This is a genomic window from Devosia sp. LjRoot16 (assembly GCF_964252795.1).
In the GTDB taxonomy this organism is placed as follows: Bacteria; Pseudomonadota; Alphaproteobacteria; order Rhizobiales; family Devosiaceae; genus Devosia_A.
Genome location: NZ_CAXUPH020000007.1, coordinates 22,026 through 40,967 on the forward strand (window position 1 = coordinate 22,026; position 18,942 = coordinate 40,967).

The 18,942-nt window shown below is 64.9% G+C and carries 19 protein-coding genes; 7 read left to right on the forward strand and 12 right to left on the reverse strand.

The window, feature by feature from the left end:
- Positions 1–41 precede the first annotated feature (41 nt).
- Positions 42–959 carry a phosphotransferase family protein gene (locus tag ACSQ23_RS26660; protein ID WP_436092473.1) on the reverse strand — a complete coding sequence of 306 codons (918 nt, stop codon included), beginning with the start codon at positions 957–959 and terminating at the stop codon, positions 42–44.
- A gap of 127 nt (positions 960–1,086) precedes the next feature.
- On the opposite strand from ACSQ23_RS26660, the gene ACSQ23_RS26665 reads away from it, so the two are divergent.
- Positions 1,087–1,341, forward strand: coding sequence for a ribbon-helix-helix domain-containing protein (locus ACSQ23_RS26665; protein ID WP_436092474.1), 255 nt, complete (start codon positions 1,087–1,089; stop codon positions 1,339–1,341).
- Positions 1,342–1,434: 93 nt separating this feature from the next.
- Here ACSQ23_RS26665 and ctrA read toward each other — a convergent pair whose 3' ends face one another.
- Complete coding sequence (ctrA, locus tag ACSQ23_RS26670; protein ID WP_055877515.1) at positions 1,435–2,145, reverse strand: response regulator transcription factor CtrA; 711 nt, start codon at positions 2,143–2,145, stop codon at positions 1,435–1,437.
- A 395-nt stretch (positions 2,146–2,540) separates the two neighbouring features.
- Between ctrA and fliI the strand changes: the two genes are divergently transcribed.
- Positions 2,541–3,881, forward strand: coding sequence for a flagellar protein export ATPase FliI (gene fliI / locus ACSQ23_RS26675; protein ID WP_436092475.1), 1,341 nt, complete (start codon positions 2,541–2,543; stop codon positions 3,879–3,881).
- A gap of 28 nt (positions 3,882–3,909) precedes the next feature.
- Positions 3,910–4,323 carry a flagellar export protein FliJ gene (gene fliJ, locus ACSQ23_RS26680; RefSeq protein WP_055877511.1) on the forward strand — a complete coding sequence of 138 codons (414 nt, stop codon included), beginning with the start codon at positions 3,910–3,912 and terminating at the stop codon, positions 4,321–4,323.
- A gap of 69 nt (positions 4,324–4,392) precedes the next feature.
- Here fliJ and ACSQ23_RS26685 read toward each other — a convergent pair whose 3' ends face one another.
- The gene (locus ACSQ23_RS26685) at positions 4,393–5,361 is read right to left on the reverse strand and encodes a PRC-barrel domain-containing protein (protein ID WP_436092476.1); all 969 of its coding nucleotides are present in this window, start codon (positions 5,359–5,361) and stop codon (positions 4,393–4,395) included.
- 238 nt (positions 5,362–5,599) lie between these two features.
- On the opposite strand from ACSQ23_RS26685, the gene ACSQ23_RS26690 reads away from it, so the two are divergent.
- Positions 5,600–6,148 (forward strand): DsbA family protein, encoded by a 549-nt coding sequence (locus ACSQ23_RS26690; RefSeq protein ID WP_436092477.1) that lies wholly within the window; start codon positions 5,600–5,602, stop codon positions 6,146–6,148.
- Positions 6,149–6,739: 591 nt separating this feature from the next.
- Here ACSQ23_RS26690 and ACSQ23_RS26695 read toward each other — a convergent pair.
- From ACSQ23_RS26695 to fliF, 8 genes are all read right to left on the reverse strand, one after another.
- Entirely contained in the window at positions 6,740–7,174 is a 435-nt protein-coding gene (locus ACSQ23_RS26695) for a GNAT family N-acetyltransferase (protein WP_436092478.1), read from the reverse strand.
- Between the two features lie 38 nt (positions 7,175–7,212).
- Positions 7,213–8,349, reverse strand: coding sequence for a zinc-binding metallopeptidase family protein (locus ACSQ23_RS26700; protein WP_436092479.1), 1,137 nt, complete (start codon positions 8,347–8,349; stop codon positions 7,213–7,215).
- Between the two features lie 110 nt (positions 8,350–8,459).
- Complete coding sequence (flhA, locus tag ACSQ23_RS26705) at positions 8,460–10,589, reverse strand: flagellar biosynthesis protein FlhA (RefSeq protein ID WP_055999822.1); 2,130 nt, start codon at positions 10,587–10,589, stop codon at positions 8,460–8,462.
- 165 nt (positions 10,590–10,754) lie between these two features.
- Complete coding sequence (flbD, locus tag ACSQ23_RS26710; protein WP_055999825.1) at positions 10,755–12,125, reverse strand: sigma-54-dependent transcriptional regulator FlbD; 1,371 nt, start codon at positions 12,123–12,125, stop codon at positions 10,755–10,757.
- 214 nt (positions 12,126–12,339) lie between these two features.
- On the reverse strand, positions 12,340–12,663 hold the full coding sequence (gene fliN / locus ACSQ23_RS26715) for a flagellar motor switch protein FliN (RefSeq protein ID WP_055999828.1): 324 nt from the start codon (positions 12,661–12,663) through the stop codon (positions 12,340–12,342).
- A complete protein-coding gene (gene fliH / locus ACSQ23_RS26720) occupies positions 12,660–13,301 on the reverse strand; it encodes a FliH/SctL family protein (RefSeq protein ID WP_436092480.1) in 642 nt (213 codons plus the stop codon). Before fliH ends, fliN begins: the two co-directional genes overlap by 4 nt.
- A complete protein-coding gene (gene fliG / locus ACSQ23_RS26725; protein WP_055877489.1) occupies positions 13,301–14,377 on the reverse strand; it encodes a flagellar motor switch protein FliG in 1,077 nt (358 codons plus the stop codon). The genes fliH and fliG overlap by 1 nt, the downstream gene beginning before the upstream one ends.
- Positions 14,378–14,388: 11 nt before the next feature.
- Entirely contained in the window at positions 14,389–16,074 is a 1,686-nt protein-coding gene (gene fliF / locus ACSQ23_RS26730; protein WP_055877557.1) for a flagellar basal-body MS-ring/collar protein FliF, read from the reverse strand.
- 153 nt (positions 16,075–16,227) lie between these two features.
- Between fliF and ACSQ23_RS26735 the strand changes: the two genes are divergently transcribed.
- Positions 16,228–16,854 carry a glutathione S-transferase family protein gene (locus tag ACSQ23_RS26735; RefSeq protein WP_436092481.1) on the forward strand — a complete coding sequence of 209 codons (627 nt, stop codon included), beginning with the start codon at positions 16,228–16,230 and terminating at the stop codon, positions 16,852–16,854.
- Entirely contained in the window at positions 16,851–17,477 is a 627-nt protein-coding gene (locus ACSQ23_RS26740) for a glutathione S-transferase family protein (RefSeq protein ID WP_436092482.1), read from the forward strand. The genes ACSQ23_RS26735 and ACSQ23_RS26740 overlap by 4 nt, the downstream gene beginning before the upstream one ends.
- Positions 17,478–17,740: 263 nt before the next feature.
- Here the strand turns inward: ACSQ23_RS26740 and sciP are convergent, their stop codons facing one another.
- The gene (gene sciP, locus ACSQ23_RS26745) at positions 17,741–18,019 is read right to left on the reverse strand and encodes a CtrA inhibitor SciP (RefSeq protein ID WP_055877479.1); all 279 of its coding nucleotides are present in this window, start codon (positions 18,017–18,019) and stop codon (positions 17,741–17,743) included.
- 227 nt (positions 18,020–18,246) lie between these two features.
- Here sciP and ACSQ23_RS26750 point away from each other — a divergent pair, with 227 nt between their 5' ends.
- Positions 18,247–18,798 carry a pyridoxamine 5'-phosphate oxidase family protein gene (locus tag ACSQ23_RS26750; RefSeq protein ID WP_436092483.1) on the forward strand — a complete coding sequence of 184 codons (552 nt, stop codon included), beginning with the start codon at positions 18,247–18,249 and terminating at the stop codon, positions 18,796–18,798.
- Positions 18,799–18,942: the final 144 nt, after the last annotated feature.

Genomic DNA, 18,942 nt, shown 5'->3' on the forward strand with positions numbered 1-18,942 from the left:
CGCCGACCGGAGCGGGGCGCGGTGAAGGCATCCGATGCGCCCTAGCTGGCGCGTGCAAGCGCCATGCGAACCCAGCGCAGGTCTTCGGCGAGCGTGCGGCCGGCCGGCTTTTCCTCCGGTCCGGCATCGCCACGCAAGGCAAGAAAGGCGACGGCCGAGGCGGCGTTGAGCAGGCGGACGCGGCGCAGGTCGATCGGTTGGCCGCCGGCGGCCTCGTAGGCTGCCACGGCGGCGGTGAACAAGGCCTCGTCTTCGGTATCGAGCAGCAGGTAGCGGAAGTCGTAATGCCGGTCGGTGAGCGAGGCTTCGTCATAATCGAACACGCCCACCACGGCGCCGTCCGCTGTCACCACCATGTTGTGAAAGCCGAAATCGGTGTGGGCGAGGACTCGATCGGTGATCTCCGACTCCGCTGTTTCGCCGCGGGCCAGGACAGCCAGCGCGCCATCGATCAGATCGCGATCATCGGTGACGCGTGGCAGGTCTGCTGCCACCTGCGGCAGCGGCGGCGGCCAGCCGGGGCGGGGCAGCAGCCAGTCGCCGAGCTCCACTGAAGGGATGCTGTGGTGCTGGTCGGCCAGCAGACGACCCAGATTGGCGCCAAGTGCGGCAGCGAAGTGTCGATCGTCGCGAACCCGGTGATAGACCGCGAACGGATCGGCCGTGCCCGGCACTTCGGAGCGCAACTGCCAGCCCGTCGCCGACCGGTGGATGAGGCGCGGGGCGCGGAAGCTGCAGTGGCGTTCGATGAGGGCGAGAGTACGAGCCTCGCGGGCGAGGCGCTGCCGGCCGTGCGGATCGGTCGGGAACCAGGCGATCCGGTGGCCGGGGAGGCGGACCGCAAAGCGATTGTCGCGCAGCAGCAGCGCGATCTCGGCCGGATCGATGGCGACGCCGATACTCGCCAATGCCGCCGCGACGGCAGCCCGGTCCGGTGCAATCCACTCGATGTCGCTCATGGGCCGAAGCTGCCATTGGCCGGCAGTCCGCTCAAGGGCCTGTCAGGCGTGGGCTGTTCTTCTCTTGCCGCATCGACCTTGCTGTGCCTCCAATTGCACGGATCCTGGGACGCGGATGGAGGGCGGCATGGTCCAAGCAATGGCGATGACGGTGCGGTTAGGCGAGGACCTCCACGAGTTTGTCGCTTCGAATGTGAGCAAAACGGGATCCTATGAGACCATCAGCGAGTATGTGCGCGATCTGATCCGGCGAGACAAGGAACGGGTGGAAAACGCCGCGTTCGAAAACCTGAAGGCCGAGTTGCAGCTGGCGCTCTCGGCTCCTGAAGCGAGCTTTGTGACGATAACCGCCGAGCAGTTCTTCGCGCGCCATCGCCGTTGATGGACGCCTCCTGGGGGCAGTCCAGAATAGCGAAAACCCCGCACCTTCTGGTACGGGGTTCCCCAGGTCTGCCGCAACGCAGGACTGAATGAATTAGGCGACGCTCGATTCCGCGAAGCTCTCGTTCTCGTCCGGCTCGCGCAGCACGTAGCCGCGGCCCCAGACGGTCTCGATGTAGTTCTTGCCACCGGTGGCGACCGAGAGCTTCTTCCTGAGCTTGCAGATGAAGACGTCGATGATCTTCAGCTCGGGCTCGTCCATGCCGCCATAGAGGTGGTTGAGGAACATTTCCTTGGTGAGGGTAGTGCCCTTGCGGAGCGAGAGCAGCTCCAGCATCTGGTATTCCTTGCCCGTGAGATGGACGCGGGCGGATTGCACTTCGACGGTCTTGGTGTCGAGGTTCACGGTCAGGTCGCCGGTGGAGATGACCGACTGCGCATGACCCTTGGAACGGCGGACGATGGCGTGGATGCGGGCGACCAGCTCATCCTTGTGGAACGGCTTGGTCATATAGTCGTCAGCGCCGAAGCCGAGGCCGCGCACCTTGTCTTCGATGCCGGCGAGACCAGAAAGGATCAGGATCGGGGTCTGCACCTTGGCTACGCGCAGGGTGCGCAGCACTTCGTAGCCCGACATGTCGGGAAGGTTCAGATCGAGCAGGATGATGTCGTAATCGTAGAGTTTGCCTAGGTCGACGCCCTCTTCACCGAGGTCCGTCGTGTATACGTTGAAACTCTCTGATTTGAGCATCAGCTCGATGCTCTGCGCTGTCGCGCTGTCGTCCTCGATCAAGAGTACACGCATGCCGTCAATCCCCTTAAACCGTTCCCTGCTGGAACTATGGATGAGGCGCCCTGCGCGTTCACCCTTAACCGAACCCTACTGGATATGACCCAAACCTAAGCGCAATTAGTTAACAAAGTTTAATTCTGATCCGCAAGATGCAATGGGTCTCCCGTTAGTGATATGTTAAATCGTTGAAAATGCTACAGAAATCGCACCTAACCGACTTAAGAAACTAGGTTAAGAAAGCCCTTCAATCGACTCTGCCGACTCAAGGATTTGGGGCCCTTGAGGGCTCGAAAAGCGGCTCGCGGCGCGCCAGGCGGATGTCGGGGTAGGGGCCCATGGTTAACGCTTTTTGCTTAACGTTCGGTTACCGTGGTCCTCAAGCGATTCGGGCACCGTGAAAGAGGCCGATGCAGTCCCTGAGAGCCGCAATTGACGCCATCGAGGACGTTGAAGTCTTCGGGCGCGTCAAAACCGTGCAGGGCCTGCTCATCGAGGTGGTCGGGCCGGTGCGCGAGTTGCGCGTCGGCGGGCGCGTCGAAATCGAAACCACCAATGGCGGCGTGCTGGGCGCCGAGATCATCGGCTTCCGCGATGGCCATGCGCTGTGCCTGCCGTTCGGGGCGCTGAACGGGGTGCGGCTCGGCTGCCGGGCGCTGTTCAAGAGCCATGATGGGGCGGTGCAGCCCTCCGAGTACTGGCTGGGGCGGGTGATCAACGCCGATGGCGAGCCGATCGACGGCAAGGGTCCACTGATGCCGGGCGCCACGCCCTATCCGCTGCGCCAGGTGCCGTTGCCGGCGCATGAGCGCATGCGGGTGGGCGATCCGCTCGATATGGGGGTGCGCACCCTCAACACCTTCACCACCATGTGCGAAGGCCAGCGCATGGGGATCTTTGCCGGCTCGGGTGTCGGCAAGTCGGTGCTGATGAGTATGCTGGCGCGCAACGCCCAGGTGGACGTGGCGGTGATCGGGCTGATCGGCGAGCGCGGTCGCGAGGTGCAGGAATTCGTCACCGACTATCTGGGCGAGGTCGGCATCCAGCAGGCCGTGGTGGTGGTCGCGACCTCCGACGAGGCGGCGCTGATGCGGCGGCAGGCGGCCTACCTGACGCTGACGCTCAGCGAGTATTTCCGCGACCAGGGCAAGCGGGTGCTGTGCATGATGGACAGCCTCACCCGCTTCGCCCAGGCGCAGCGCGAGATCGGCCTTGCCATCGGCGAGCCGCCGACCGCCAAGGGCTACCCACCGACGGTTTTCACCGAACTTCCCAGGCTGCTCGAAAGAGCCGGTCCAGGCCTTGCTGAATCGGGCTCCATTACCGGTCTATTTACCGTTTTGGTGGAAGGTGACGATCACAATGAGCCCATTGCGGACGCCGTTCGCGGCATTCTCGATGGGCACATCGTGATGGAGCGCTCGATCGCCGAGCGGGGACGCTATCCGGCGGTCAATGTGCTCCGGTCTATCTCGCGAACCATGCCTGGGTGCGTGCCGGCCAATGTGCGGCCCACCCTGCAGAAGGCGCGAGAGCTCATGTCGACATTTGCCGACATGGAGGAACTGATCCGGCTGGGGGCATACCGGAAGGGATCGGATCCAGGCGTGGACCGTGCCATCGCGATCAACCCGGCGCTGGAGGCGTTTTTGAGCCAGCAGCGGGAAGAACGCACCTCTATTGCCGACGGCTATGTCATGCTGGAAGCAATTCTGGACAAGGTGGGCGAGCAAACCGCGTCAGTGAAGTGAATGACTTGAGGTGTAAGGAGTACAAGTCATGAAGTCGCGCAGCGAGAGCCTGATCCGGCTTAAGAAGTTTCAGGTCGACGAGAAGCGCCGGCAGGTCACGCAGATCGAGATGATGATCGCCGATTTCGAGCGGATGGCCGCCGAACTCGACCAGCAGATCGAAATCGAGCAGCAGAAGACCGGCATCTCGGATATCGCGCATTTCGCCTATTCGACCTTCGCCAAGGCGGCGATCGCCCGCAGGGACAACCTGCTGGCCTCGGCCAACGACATGAAGGGCAATCTCGAGGCGGCGCAGGATGCGTTGGCCGAAGCAGTGGAGGACCTCAAGAAGGTCGAACTGCTGGACCAGCGCGAGCATGGCCGCGAGACTGCGGCGGAAGCCAAGTCCGAGCAGGCCGAATACGACGAGATCGGCCGCCTCCGGCACATCCGCCGCTGAGGCTCTTCGCCGTCAGACAATGAAAAAGGCCCGCCGGAGCGGGCCTTTCGTGCTTGCGACAGCGGATACTTACTGCAGAACGTCGGTCTTCAGTAGCTGGGTGTCGCGCTCGGCTTCCCAGGTGTCCTTGTTGTAGGCCACGGCCTTGTCGAGCTGATCGCGCGTCACGTTGAGGAACAGGAACTTGTCGCCGTTCGCGTTGGTGGCAAAGCGCAGGTTCTCGACCGAAACGGCCACTGGCTTGGTGCCGATGCCGAGGAAACCACCGAAATCGATGATCACCGCATCAACGGCCTTGCCGTCGGCGCCGAGGATCACGTCGCCGATGGCGCCGAGGTGCTCGTCACCCGGGCCATAGGCATTGGTGCCGATCAGCTCTTCAGCGGTGAGCGGCGCATCGGTCAACGTGGCGCGGTCGATCGGCCCGGCCGCGGTGGTGGCTGCCGGGGTAGTGCTCTGATCGGCCGGAGCCATGGCGTCGGCGGGCTGATCGGCCGGAGCGGCGTTGTCAGCCGGTGCGGTTGCCGCAGGGGCATTGGCGTCGGCTGCCGGCGCTGCCGTATCCGCCGGAGCGGCGTCGGCAGCGTCATCCGTAGTCTCGAAGTTCGGGGCGGTCTCCAGCGCTTCCTTGGTGGTCGCCAGCACGAAGCGCTCGCTGCCGTCTTCGGCGGTGATCCACTCGAGCTCGGCATAGTTCACGGCAACGTTCTTTTCGCCGATGCCGAGGAAGCCGCCAACGCCGATGACCACAGCGGCGACTTCGCCGCCTTCACCGATCACCAGGTTATTGACGTCGCCGATATGCTCGGCGTCCGCCGCGGACGAGGAATAGACCTGCTTGCCGATAATTTCAGTCGCGAGGTTATCCTTGTCGGTGACGGTGTAGCCGGAAGCGAGGATCGAGGTGTCGAGCGGTGCGGCCGGCGTGGCCTCGGTGGCTGCGGGAGCCTCGGCGGCCGGCGCAGCGGCATCCTGGGCCATGGCACCTGCAGTGAGCAGGGCGACGACGGCAGTGGTGGTCATAAGGGTACGGAACATTTAAGGTTCTCTCGTTCGTGGGTTCATGAACAAGGCCGTGCGGCACATCGCTTGGCTGTGGCGTGCCGCACGGCCCGATGCAGACACAACGTCATCACGAGGCGAGCGTTCCGGTCCCCCGGAAATCAAACCGGGCGACCGTTTTCAGTTTGGTCTGCGCGAACTTCAACCAATGTCCGATAGGCCAGGCCACCGGGTCGGGTAGCTTGGCGCTCTGATTTGATGAGAGGTATTTGCCGTGGCTGAGTTCCGGGTCGATCCACTGGTATGGGGCCACGGGCCGCGACAGTTCGAGGTGTTCCTCGAGCCGACCTGTCCCTATTCGGGCAAGGCCTTCGGCAAGCTCGAGCCGCTGCTGGCGGCAGTGGGCGAGGATAAGCTGACGGTGAAGATCCGGCTGCACTCGCAGCCCTGGCACATGTTCTCGCCGGTGATCGTCAGGGCGATCTATGCCGCGGCGAGCCTGCCGGCGGGCAAGGCGGCGGCGAGGCAGGTGATGCAGGCGGTCTACGAGCATCGCGAGGAGTTCGAGTTCGAACGGCATGCGACCGGGCCGAACCGCGACGCGACGCCCAACGACCTGATCCGGCGCATCGAAGGCTATACCGGGCTCAGGCTGATGGCGGCGTTCGACGAGCCGCTGCTCGACAAATCGACCCGCTGGGATGCGCGCTATGCCCGGCAGAACGGCATCCACGTATCACCCAGCTTCATGATCGACGGGATCGTCCAGGCTGACATGAGCAGCGGCGACGAGGTTTCGGTTTGGGTCAAGAAGCTGGCTTAGGCTGTTGTGATTGGGCGGCATTGGCGAGGATGATGGGCTCGATCTCTGAACCCCCACCGGCTGTCATCCCTGCGAAAGCAGGGACCCAGCTCTCAACCTGCGCCGGAGGATAGATGGGTCCCAGCTTTCGCTGGGATGTGGGTGGGGTGATCGCGGTGGGTCAGCTCGACCACGACTGCTTCTCGTCGCTGCAAAAATCAAAGGCCGGCCCCGTTTTCCGAGGTCCGGCCTTCCACGCCTCCCAGCGTTCTGTCGGGGCGGCGAGGCGCCCCACGTCCAGCAAGCTAGCGGAGAATTGACGGCGGCGCGCGGTTTGCCGGGTTAACCGGTAAAGATTGAATTAATTCGGTAAGGGCTTGGTAGTCTCTTCGCCGGGGCGCGGCTGCGGGGGCGCGGCCTAGAGCGGCTGATCCTCAGGCCGCTCAGTGAGCCGACCACATTTGGGGCAACGGTAGGGGTAGTCCGGTCAGGAGGTTCCAAACGAGACCAGCACGAACGCCCAATGGAACAACCGTGCCCATCGCTTCCTCACTGCCAGCACCAAGCCGTGGTTGGGGCAGTTCTGGTACTGCTTGTCCCCGTCCATCCGCCTCAGTACGTCTTCATCTTGAGGTGGAGAATGCCTGAGCCATCGTCGAACGGCTCGCCGAAGGCGACGAAACCGAGCTTTTCGTAGACGGCGAGCTTGTCGTGCTGGGCGGTGAGATAGAAGCGGCTCTCGCCCTTGTCGCGCGCCAGGGCCATGGCGTGGCGGAGCAGCCGGGTGGAGATGCCCTGGCCGCGCCAGAGCTGCGCAACGACCACGCGGCCAAGCTTCACGTGCTCCGGCGTCCATATGATACGCAGCGTGCCGACGACATTGCCGGCGGCAATCGCCACCAGATGCGTGGCGGTAAGGTCGTCGGCGTCGAATTCCTCAGCCTCGGGGATCTGCTGCTCGATGACGAAGACCTCGCGGCGCAGCGCGAAGGCGGCGTTGCAAAGGGTGGAGAACACCGGAACGGTGAGAAGCGTGATGTCGTGCATGCCGGATAGAGATCACATCAGCGCCGACCGCTCCAGCCTCAGGTACGGGGCAACTCGGCTGGGCCGCTGGGGACGTTGATCGGGATCGGCCCGGCGGCGCTGGGGACGGTCCATTGCACGGTGCCGGCATCATGCACCAGCCGGGCGACGAAGCCGAGCTTGGCGATCACCTCGGGGGTGAGCACGAATGGGTAGGCGTCGTGCTGCCCGACGGCGCGGTTGAGATTGTTCATCAGCGAGGCGAGCGGAATCCAATTCTCGATCAGCTCGTCGATGTCGGCATCGTCATAGGGGTCGTAGTCGAGCCGGGCGGTCAGTTCGCCTCTCTGGTCGACGGCGGGCCGGAGGTTGAGGCCGAAGGAGGCCGCCATCTCGGTGGTGTCGACGAGGTGCAGGTAGTGCGCGAAGGTCTCGGCGAAATCTTCCCAGGGATGGGAGGTGGCGTAGGCCGAGATGTAGTGCTGCTGCCAGCCGGCGGGAGCGCCGTTGGCGTAGTGTGCGGCGAGCGCGCTCTCGTAGTCGGCGCTCTCGTCGCCGAACAGCGTGCGGAACTCCTGATGCGCCGGGCGGCCGGCGATCAGCAGATCCCAGTAATAGTGGCCGATCTCGTGGCGAAAATGGCCGAGCAGGGTGCGGTAAGGCTCGTTGAACTGGGTGCGGCGGTATTCGCGCGCGGCGTCATCGGCCTCTTTCAGCGCCAGGGTGATGATGCCGCTGTCGTGCCCGGTGAGCACCGGGGCGCGCGAAACCTCCTCGTTGAGGAACCTGAAGCTCAGGCCGTGCACCGGGTCTTCGTTGCGGGTGGCGAGCGGCAGATGCAGCCGCAGCAGCGAGTAGATCAGCCGCTTCTTGGCGCGCTCGATTACCTGCCAGCGGCCGAGATCGACCGGGTTCTTGATATCGGGGATCAGCCCGTTATGGCGGCAGGCGAGGCAGTAGGGATCGGCGCCCGGCGCATGCAGCAGCAGCCAGTTGCAGGCGCCATGCGCGGCATTGGCGCAGTAAACGAAGGAACGGTTGAAGAAGGCCGGCGCCATCCAGATCCCGGGGCCGCCATCGAGCGAGAACAGGTTGTTGGTGAGCGGGCCATAGCCGAGCGCACGGCCGCAGCGCTCGCAGCGGGTGTTCTCGAAGTAGAGCAGGTGACCGCAATGGTCGCAGCGGAAGAGCTTCATCGGGGCTCGTGGGGTGACGCGGGACCATAATGCACGCTGGCGTGGCGTGGTTCCGGGCGCCACCCCGGAAAACTACTGGTGCGGCCCACGCTTCCTGGTTTCCGGCTCGATCAGACGCTCCCGATCGTCTTCAGCCGTACGCGCGGGTGTACCTCGTTCTGGCTCATCACCACGGTTTGCGGGCGGAAGCGTTCGATGATGGCGCGGACATGCGGGCGGATGCCGGGGGAAGTGATGAGGACGGGGATTTCGCCCATCTGGGCGGCATTCTCAAAGCCCTGCTGGATGCCGACGATGAACTGCTGCAGGCGCGACGGGGCCATGGCGAGGTGGCGGTCATTGCCGTCGCCGACCAGCGCCTCGGCGAAATCCCGTTCCCATTGCGGCGACAGGGTGAGCAGCGGCAGGTTGCCGTCCGGCCCCAGATTGGCGGCGCAGAGCTGGCGGGCGAGGCGCGAACGCACGTGCTCGGCGATGGTCTGGGCGGTACGGCCCGGGCCGGCGATCTCGGCGATGCCTTCGAGGATGGTGGGGAGATCGCGAATGGATATCCGCTCGATGAGCAGGGTCTGCAGCACGCGCTGCACGCCCGAGACCGAGATCTGGCTGGGGATGATGTCCTCGACCAGCTTCTGCTGGTCCTTGGAAAGGCCGGCGAGCAGCGACTGCACGTTGGCATAGCTCAGCAGATCCGAGACGTTGGCCTTCAGCACCTCGGTCAGATGCGTCGAGATCACCGTCGAAGGGTCGATGATCGAGTAGCCGCGCAGTTCCGCTTCGTCGCGCAAAGCCGGCTCGATCCAGGTAGCGGGCAGGCCGAAGGTCGGCTCGGTGGTGTGGACGCCGGGCAGGTTGATCTCCCGGCCCATCGGATCCATCACCATCAGCTGGTGCGCGAAGATCTGGCCGCGGCCGGCATCGACCTCCTTGATCTTGACCTTATAGTCGTTCGGCTCGAGCTGCATGTTGTCGAGGATGCGGACCGGCGGCATGATGAAGCCGAGCTCGGTGGCGAGCTGCCGGCGCAGCGCCTTGATCTGCTCGGTGAGCCGATCGGTGCCGGTGTCGTCTTCCTTGACCAGTGACAAGAGGCCATAGCCGAGCTCGAGCTTCAGCTCGTCGATCCTGAGGCTGTCGGAGATCGGCGCTTCGGTGGCGACCGGGTTGGCCTGGGCATGCTCCATGGCAGCCTCGACGATGGCGCGATCGGCGGTTGCGGTTTTCTTCCTGCCCGACTTGAAGGCGAGCCAGCCGCAGCCGGCGGCAAGCGCCAGGAACGGGATGATCGGCATGCCCGGCAGCAGGGCCAGCGCACCGATGACGGCGGCCGACATGCCGAGCGCCTTGGGATAGCCGGTGAACTGGGCGACCAGCGCCTTGTCGGCCGAGCCGGTAACGCCGGCCTTCGAAACCAGGAGGCCCGCGGCGGTCGAGACGATCAGGGCCGGGATCTGGCTGACGAGGCCATCGCCGACGGTGAGCAGGGTGTAGTTGTGGCCGGCTTCGGCGAAGCTCAGGCCCTCCTGCAGCATGCCGATGACGAGACCGGCGATGATGTTGATGAAGGTGATCAACAGGCCGGCAATGGCGTCGCCGCGCACGAACTTGCTGGCGCCATCCATGTTGCCGAAGAAGGCGCTCTCGGCCTCGAGGTTTTCGCGGCGCTTGCGCGCGGTGGTCTCATCGATCAGGCCGGCCGAGAGGTCGGCGTCGATGGCCATCTGCTTGCCGGGCATGGCGTCGAGGTTGAAGCGCGCCGCGACTTCGGCGATGCGGCCCGAACCCTTGGTGATGACGATGAAGTTGACGATGATCAGGATGGCGAAGACGACGACGCCGATGACGAAGTTGCCCCGCATGACGAAGTTGCCGAACGCCTCGATGACGTGACCGGCGGCATCGGTGCCGTTATGGCCCTCGGCGAGGATCAGGCGGGTGGTGGCGAGGTTCAGCGCCAAGCGCAACATGGCGGCGATCAGCAGCACCGTTGGAAAGGCCGAGAACTCGAGCGGCGTCTGGATGAACAGCGCCGTCATCAGGATCAGCACCGAAAAGACGATCGAGATGGCCAGCAACAGGTCGAGCAGCAGCGGCGGCAGCGGCACGATGAGGACGACGATGATCCCCATAATGCCGATGGCGAGCCCGATATCGGACGTGCCGAACGACTTCCACAGCCCCTGGATCGAGAAGGTCGGAAGCTTCAGGCCGGATGGGCCGGGGGCGGAGAGATCAGCCACGGGTACACCTTGACGTCAGAGCGTGGGGCACCCCCCTCCCGACCTCCCCCACAAGGGGGGAGGTGAAGAGTCGAGGCTGTGGCTCGATCGTGCCGAGTCCTCGATGCGGCACCTCCCCCCTTGTGGGGGAGGATGGGAGGGGGGAGGGCGCCAAGCGATGGCCCCTCACGCTGCCGAGTTCCGCTGCTCGCCTGGCGCGGCGATGGCGAGGCCTTCGTCGGCGTATTGGTTGAGCTTGTTGCGCAGGGTGCGGATCGAGATGCCGAGGATATTGGCGGCGTGGGTGCGGTTGCCCAGCACGTGGTCGAGGGTATCGAGGATCAGGTCGCGCTCGACGTCGGCGACGGTGCGGCCGACCATGGCGCGCGAGATGGTCTCGGCGGTCTGGGCGGCCTGCGTCGCGACCGAGGCCATGGCGACCACCTCGCTGAGGCCGGTGCCATCAGGCATCGAGATGGCGTCGGGGCCGATGATCTCGCCACCCGACAGCAGCACGGCGCGGTGGAGGGTATTTTCGAGCTCGCGCACGTTGCCCGGCCAGGGGGCGCGGAGCAGCGCGTCGCGGGCTTCGGCCGAGAGGACGCGGCGGCCGAGGCCGTTGGCCTTGGCGTACTTCTCGACGAAGTGCTCGGCCAGCGCCGCGGTATCGCCGGGGCGCTCGCGCAAGGCCGGGAGTTTCAGGTTCACCACGTTGAGGCGGAACAGCAGATCCTCGCGGAAACTGCCGTCCTTCACCGCTTCGCTGAGGTTGCGGTTGGAGGTGGCGATGATGCGGATATCGACCGGCACGGGCTTCGTGCCGCCGACACGGTCGATCAGCCGCTCCTGAATAGCGCGAAGGAGCTTGGCCTGCAGGCGCACGTCCATTTCGGAAATTTCGTCGAGCAGCAGGGTGCCGCCCGAAGCTTCCTCGAACTTGCCGATGCGGCGCGCGACAGCGCCGGTAAAGGCGCCCTTCTCGTGGCCGAACAACTCGCTTTCGAGCAGCGCCTCGGGGATGGCGGCGCAGTTGATCGAGATGAAGGCACGCGAGGCGCGCTTCGAACGGGAGTGGAGGTATTTCGCCATCACCTCCTTGCCGGTGCCGCTCTCGCCGGTGATCAGCACCGAGGCTTCGGACGGGGCGACCTGCTCGGCGAGCTTCACCACGCGCGCCATCACCGGGTCGCGATAGAGGAAATCAGAGGATTCGCGGGCGACGGCGGCGATGACGGCGGCGATCAGCTCGGCGTCGGGCGGCAGCGGGATATATTCCTTGGCGCCGGCGCGGATGGCGTTCACCGCGGCGGCGGCGTTGCTCTCGGTGCCGCAGGCGACCACCGGGATGACGATACGCTCGCCATCGAGCCCGGCGATCAACCCGGCAATATCCATCATCACGTCGACCAGCAGCAGGTCGGCGCCGCGGCCGGCGCGCAGCGACGCAAGCGCGATCTCGATCGAGGGGGCGTGGGCCACCTTGGCGCCGCCATCCATGGCGAGCTTGGTGGCGGTGGTGAGCTGGCCTTCGAGGGCGCCGACGATGAGAAGCCGCATTATTGGTCTCCGAACTCTCGGATTGATGCCTTCTCCCCTTGTGGGAGAAGGTGCCCGAAGGGCGGATGAGGGGTTGGTTCAGCCGACACCGGCCGCTCGTCACTTCGCTCCGAGCGCGCAGGCTTCGCCCGCGGACCCCTCATCCGGGCTTCGCCCACCTTCTCCCACAAGGGGAGAAGGCCCGACTGATGGTGCAGTGTGTCGCGTCCGAGCATCACGCTGCCTTGATGATTTCGGTCATGGTGACGCCGAGACGGTTCTCGACGAGGACGATTTCGCCGCGGGCGACGAGGCGATCATTGACGTAGATTTCGACGGCTTCGCCGACCTGGCGGTCGAGCTCGACGACGCTGCCGACATCCATCTTGAGCAGGCTCGCCACCGGCACCTTGGCGCGGCCGAGCACCACCGAGATGCGGACGGGAACGTCGAATACGGCCTCGAGGTCGGCGGCGGTCTTCTCGCCGGGCGGGGTGTAGCCCTCGCGGCCGGGAGCGGCCATTTCCTCGAAGGTGACCCCGGTATCGCCGGTGCTCATTGCTCGGTCTCCTCGTTAAGTCGGATGCCGCGTGCGGCGAAATACTGGGCGATGCGGGCGTCGATCTCGGCGCTGAGCTTCCTGATGTCGCGGACCACGCCGCCATCGGCCCACTCGATGCGGGCATCGCCGATGGCGATGTCGGGGTCGCCGAGGACGACCAGCCGGCCGGTGAAGCCGGAGGTGGTCATCTTGGCTGTAGCGATGTCGCGGACGGCGTCGGCAAGCGCCGGGTCGCAGCGGATGACGAGGTGCGGCACGCCATCGAGCGTTGCCATGCACTCGGCCACCAGTTGCTCGATCTCGACCGTCGGCTCGCGGGCAATGAGGCCGCCAGCGAGTTTCCTCGCAATCGACAGCGACAGCTCGACGCCTTCGGCAATGGTCTGCTTGCGCGCATCGTCCATGCTGGCGGCCATGGCGGCGACGCGCACCGCGAGGGCTTCGGCGGCGGCAGCTTCGGCCTTGGCGGCCCTGGCGACGGCGGTGCGCTCGCCCTCGGCGAGGCCGGCCTCGCGGCCTTCGCGGCGGGCCTCCTCGAGCAGGCTCGCCATGGCGGTCTCGGTGACCAGCGAGTTGTGCTCCTGGCGGCGGCCAAGATCGAGATCGAAGGTGAACTTGGCGGGCGCGGCGCTCATCAGCCGATCATCTCCTCATCGGCCTTGCCCTTGGTGATGATGATCTCGCCCTTGGCGGCGAGGTCCTTGGCGGTGGCGACCATGCGGCCCTGCGCCTCGTCGACATCCTTCAGGCGAACCGGGCCCATGGCTTCCATGTCGTCCTTCAGCATCTTGCCGGCGCGGGCCGACATATTGGCGAAGAACACCTCTTTGACCGTGTCGTTGGCGCCCTTCAACGCCAGGCCGAGTTCCTTCTTGTCCATCTTCTGCACCAGCGTCTGGATCGCCGAGGGCTCGAGGCGGGCCAGATCCTCGAAGGTGAACATCAGCGCCTTGATGCGGTCGGCGCCGTCGCGGTCGCGTTCCTCCAGCGTGGTGATGAAGCGCGCCTCGGTCTGGCGATCGAACGAGTTGAAGATCTCGGCCATCTGCTCATGGCTGTCGCGGCGCTTGGTGTGGCTGAGGGTCGACATGAACTCGGTGCGCAGCGTCGTCTCGATCTTCTCGAGGATTTCCTTCTGCACCGGATCGAGCGCCAGCATGCGCTGCACCACTTCCATCGCCAGCTCCTCGGGCAGGGCGGCGAGCACCTTGCCGGAGTGATCGGTGGCGATCTTACTGAGCACCACGGCGATGGTCTGCGGGTACTCGTTCTTCAGATAGCTGGCGAGAATATCCTCCTGAACGTTGCTCAGTTTCTCCCACATGTTGCGGCCTGCCGGACCGCGGATTTCTTCCATGATCGAGTCGACGCGATCCTGCGGCAAGAAGCTCAGCAGCAGGCGCTCGGTGGTGTCGGAGTTGCCGGCGATAGTGCCGTTGGAGGAGACGCGGGTGACGAATTCGATGAGCAGCGAATCGAGCATATCCGGGGTGATCGGCCCGAGCTTGACCATGGCGCGCGACAGCTGGCGGATTTCCATCTCGTCGAGCTCTTCGAGGATCGGCTTGCCGAAATCCGGGCCGAGCGCCAGGAGCAGCACGGCGGCCTTCTCATCACCGAGGAGAGCGCGCTGGCTGGCGTTGGCGCCGACGACCAGTTGCTTGCTCAGCACCTGGTCGGTGGTCTGGTCGAGTGCGGCTGCGGCGGCCATCTAGTTCATCCTCACGTGGCGCTCGCCAGCCAGTCGCGCACGATCAGTGCGGCCTGCTTGGGGTTTTCGTCGACCAGTTCGCCGACGGTCTTCAAGGTATTGGCCTGGGTCTCGCCCATCGCCTTGGCGCTGTTCATCCAGGCGGGAACGCGGGCTTTGCGCGGCTGCTCGTCTTCCTCGACGTAGTTGCCGCCATTGAGGTTGGGGAGCGAGGAAACCATGGCGTTGGAGCCGAAATCGCCCGGGCCGTGATGGGCCGGGCCGCCGCCGAGCTCGGCGCTGGCGGGGAGGGCCAAAGTCTTCCCCTCGGGGGCCAGCACGCGCTTCAGCAGCGGGCGGAGCACGAAGAACACCAGCGCCAGGGCGATCAACAGGGTCACCGCCATCTCGGCGCCGTTCATCAGGTCGTCGCGGGTGAAGTCGAGCAAGCCCGGCTCGCTGGTGCCGGCGGCGGCGAGTTCAGGGCGATCGGCAAACTGCAGGTTGGCGACCTGCACCTGATCGCCGCGGGCGTCGGAGAAGCCGATGGCGGATTTCACCAGCGAGGTGATCTGGTCGATCTCGGCCTGGGCGCGCGGGGTATAGACCGAGTTGCCGGTGGCGTCGGCGACATAGGTGCCATCGACCACCACGGCGATCGACAACCGCTTGATGCCGCCGGCTTCGGTGAGCGCCGTCTCGGTGACCTTGGAGATCTCGAAATTGGTGGTCTCTTCGGTGGTCGAGCCCTGCTCCATGGTCGAGCTGCCGCTGCCGGAATTGGCCGACGCGCCGGGCAGTTCGTTGGAGACGCTGACCTGGCCGCTATCGCCGTTCTGGGCGGTGTTGGAGAGATCGCGGGTCTGGGTGGAGCGGATCACCTGGCCGTTCGGGTCGAACGTCTCAGAGGTCTTGCTCAGCCGGTTGAGGTCGAGCTCGGCCGAAACCTGCACCCGGGCGCGGCCGGAGCCGACGATATTGGCGAGCAGGTCTTCGACGCGGCTGCGCAGGCGATTCTCGACATTGAGGGTACGCTCCTCGGTCTCGCCAGCGATGACATCCTCGGGGCCGTTGCCGGCACCGGAGGCGAGCAGGCGCCCCGTATCGTCGACCACCGAGACGCGCGCCGGGGTCAGGCCCTCGATGGCGGAGGCGGCGAGATGCTGGATGGCGCGGATTTCACCGGCCGAGAGTTCGCCGCGCACCGACAGCACGATCGAGGCGGTGGGGTCCTTCTGCTCGCGGCTGAACAGGGCGCGTTCGGGCAGGACGAGATGGACGCGGGCGCTCTTGATGCGGGCCAGCGACGAGATGGTGCGGGCGAGTTCGCCTTCGAGCGCCCGGACGTTGTTGATATTCTGGACGAAGCTGGTGGCGCCCAGCGTCGACTGCTGGTCGAAGATCTCGTAGCCGACCTGGCCCTTGTTGGGCAGGCCGTTCTGCGCCAGCGACATGCGAATCTGGGTGATCTGGTCGCGCGGCACCAATATGGTGTCGCCTTCGCCCCGGATTTCGTAGTTGACGTTCTGGGTCTGGAGTTCGGAGACGATGGCCGCCGAATCCTCGAAGGAGAGCCCGGAATAGAGCGGCGCCAGCGGCGGCGTCGAGGCGCGCATGATGAGGAAGGCAAAGAACCCCAGCATCAGCACGGCGATAACGGCCATGGCGGCGACGCGCGCCAAACCGAGGCGGTTGAAGAACTGCAGCAACCCGTCCACGCGGACCGTACCCTTGTTATTCTTGGGTGCGCGCAAACGCACCGAGCCCATAGGCAAAAATTACCCAGTGGATGGTAAACAAGTGATTAACCGGCGGTTGCAGAATGCAAAAAGGCGGCAAGCTTTGCCGGGTGAGGTTAAGGAGACGTGAGTATGGGAACGCTGAGCATCCTGGGTCGGGTGACCTCGATCAATGTGCGCAAGGTCATGTGGACCTGCGACCTGATCGGCATCGGCTATGAGGTCGAGATCTGGGGGATGCCGCATCGCGACCCCAGGGCGCCGGAATTCCTCAAGCTCAACCCCAATGCGCAGGTGCCGGTGATCATCGACGACGGGTTCGTCTTGTGGGAGAGCAACGCCATCATGCGCTACCTGTCGGAATCGCGCCGCAGTGGATTGTGGCCGGTGGCGGTGAAGGAGCGCGGGCTGGTCGACCAGTGGCTGACCTGGCAGGTGGCCGAGCTCAACGCGCAATGGGGTTATGCGGTCTATGCGCTGATGCGCAAGAACCCGGCCTATACCGACGAGACCCGCATCGCCGATTCGATCCGCAACTGGACGGCGAGGATGCAGATCCTCGAGGCGCAGCTTACGGCGGGCGGAGGCTTTGCCGCCAATGGTCGGCTATCCATCGCCGATATAGGGCTCGCCGTCTCGACCCACCGCTGGTTCTCGACCCCGTTCGACAAGCCCGAGCTGCCGGCCGTGACTGAGCATTACGAGCGGTTGAAGGCGACGGCGGAAGGGCAGAAGTATATGAGCGCCGACACGCCGTGACGCGGCTCAAGGTCCTCGGTCGGGCGAGCTCGAGCAATGTCCGCAAGGTGCTGTGGACGGCCGACCTCTGCGGCATCGACTACGAGCACGAGATCTGGGGTATGCCGCATCGCGACCCCAGGGTGCCGGAGTTCCTTGCGCTCAATCCTAATGCCACGGTGCCGGTGATCATCGACGATGGGTTCGTCATGTGGGAGAGCAGCGCCATCATGCGTTATCTCGCGCAGAAATCCGGCAGCGACCTGTGGCCCGAGGAGGTGCGGCAGCGGGCGTTGGTCGACCAGTGGCTCACCTGGCAGGCGACGGAGCTCCTGCCTTCGTGGCTCTACGCAGTGACGGCGTTCCTCGCCAAAAACCTGGCCTTTGACGATCCGGAGCGGATCGCGCAGTCGGTGGACAAGTGGTCGGCCAACATGCGGATGGCAGAGGCGCGGCTCGCCGAGGGCGGCGGCTATGTCGCCAACGGGCGGCTCAGCCTGGCGGATCTGGCGCTGGCGCTGTCTTCACACCGCTGGTTCTCGACCCCGTTCGACCGGCCGGAACTGCCGGCGGTGACGGAACACTACCAGCGGCTCAAGGCGACCGAGGCCGGGCAGAAGTATCTGGGTGAGGCGACGCCTTGACGAGGCACCCGTAGCGGCGGGGGATCGCCTTCTCCGCTTGTGGGAGAAGGTGGCCGAAGGCCGGATGAGGGGTATCTCTCCGCGTACCGTGTCGCTCGTCGCTTGCGCTCCGATCGCGCTGCACTTCGTTTCGCGAACCCCTCATCCGCCCTTCGGGCACCTTCTCCCACAAGGGGAGAAGGCACCGACTGATAGTGTGAAGCCACAAACGACAAAACCCGCCTCGGCTGCCCGGGCGGGTTGGTCGTCAGCTCCGGAAGGTCTCAGCCTTCGCGGTAGTGCTGGATCCAGGTCGTGCGCAGACCAGCAAGGCCATGCTTGTCGATGGCGGCCTGCCAGTTCAGGAATTCGTCGACGGAAAGCGTGTAACGCTGACAGGCTTCCTCGAGGCTCAACAATCCACCGCGAACGGCGGCGACAACCTCAGCCTTGCGGCGGATAACCCAGCGACGGGTGTCCCTGGGAGGCAGATCCGCAATCGTCAACGGACTTCCATCCGGGCCGATCACGTACTTTACACGCGGACGCATTTGTACGGTCATTGTACTCACTTACTCAACCTGACCACATCCCGAACCGTAGCCCATCGCACTTAAAATTCGGCTAAGGCATTACTTAAAATGCGTTAAAAGCCGGGGCTCTCGGGATGTCTCGGTATTAACAATTGCAGGAGCTAAGCGCGACCGATTCCAGCGACAAGGCTTGGTCGCAAGTTGCATGGAATGCGTCTCTATTTGTCGTTATCGGCTGCCATGAAAGGGGGCTCGCCATGGCCAAGGATTTCCCCGCGCTATCAGCGCATCACCGTGACTTCATCAGCCGGCAGCACTTCTTTTTCACCGCCTCGGCAGCGGTGGGAACACGCATCAACATCTCGCCGCGCTCGACCGACATGTTCCGGGTGATGGGCGACAATGCCGCCTGCTATCTCGACCGCACCGGCAGCGGCAACGAAACCGCCGCGCACCTCAAGGCCGACGGGCGGATGACCATCATGTTCTGCGCCGTCGAAGGGCCGCCGTTGATCCTCAGGCTTTATGGCCGCGGCCGCATCATCGGGCGCGGCGGCGACGAGTACGCCCGGCTGCTGCACGAGCAGTTCGCCGACACCGAGCCACTCGGCGCCCGGCAGATCACCTGGCTGGATTTCGACCTGGTCAAGACCTCATGCGGCTACGGCGTGCCGTTGATGAGCTATGAAGGCGAGCGCGACACCATGGATCGCTGGGCCGAAGCCAAGGGGCAGGACGGGCTCGAGGCCTACTGGCAGGAAAAGAACATGCTCAGCATGGATGGGTTGCCGACGGGGTTTGGGGAGTAGGGGGAGCGACCCTCACCTGTCTCGGCCCCAGGCTCGCCGGTGGCCCACTGGCAGCACCTCCAACCCGGTGTCATCCCAGCGAAAGCTGGGACCCATCTCGCCCCCCGCGCCAGCCGATAGTTGGGTCCCAGCTTTCGCTGGGAT

Coding starts and splice junctions, on each gene's coding strand:
- ACSQ23_RS26660 (WP_436092473.1), bottom strand. CDS start 959: ATGAGCGACATCGAGTGGATTGCACCGGACCGGGCTGCCGTCGCGGCG.
- ACSQ23_RS26665 (WP_436092474.1), top strand. CDS start 1,087: ATGGTCCAAGCAATGGCGATGACGGTGCGGTTAGGCGAGGACCTCCAC.
- ctrA (WP_055877515.1), bottom strand. CDS start 2,145: ATGCGTGTACTCTTGATCGAGGACGACAGCGCGACAGCGCAGAGCATC.
- fliI (WP_436092475.1), top strand. CDS start 2,541: ATGCAGTCCCTGAGAGCCGCAATTGACGCCATCGAGGACGTTGAAGTC.
- fliJ (WP_055877511.1), top strand. CDS start 3,910: ATGAAGTCGCGCAGCGAGAGCCTGATCCGGCTTAAGAAGTTTCAGGTC.
- ACSQ23_RS26685 (WP_436092476.1), bottom strand. CDS start 5,361: ATGTTCCGTACCCTTATGACCACCACTGCCGTCGTCGCCCTGCTCACT.
- ACSQ23_RS26695 (WP_436092478.1), bottom strand. CDS start 7,174: ATGCACGACATCACGCTTCTCACCGTTCCGGTGTTCTCCACCCTTTGC.
- ACSQ23_RS26700 (WP_436092479.1), bottom strand. CDS start 8,349: ATGAAGCTCTTCCGCTGCGACCATTGCGGTCACCTGCTCTACTTCGAG.
- flbD (WP_055999825.1), bottom strand. CDS start 12,125: ATGCGGCTTCTCATCGTCGGCGCCCTCGAAGGCCAGCTCACCACCGCC.
- fliN (WP_055999828.1), bottom strand. CDS start 12,663: ATGAGCACCGGCGATACCGGGGTCACCTTCGAGGAAATGGCCGCTCCC.
- fliH (WP_436092480.1), bottom strand. CDS start 13,301: ATGAGCGCCGCGCCCGCCAAGTTCACCTTCGATCTCGATCTTGGCCGC.
- fliG (WP_055877489.1), bottom strand. CDS start 14,377: ATGGCCGCCGCAGCCGCACTCGACCAGACCACCGACCAGGTGCTGAGC.
- ACSQ23_RS26735 (WP_436092481.1), top strand. CDS start 16,228: ATGGGAACGCTGAGCATCCTGGGTCGGGTGACCTCGATCAATGTGCGC.
- sciP (WP_055877479.1), bottom strand. CDS start 18,019: ATGACCGTACAAATGCGTCCGCGTGTAAAGTACGTGATCGGCCCGGAT.
- ACSQ23_RS26750 (WP_436092483.1), top strand. CDS start 18,247: ATGGCCAAGGATTTCCCCGCGCTATCAGCGCATCACCGTGACTTCATC.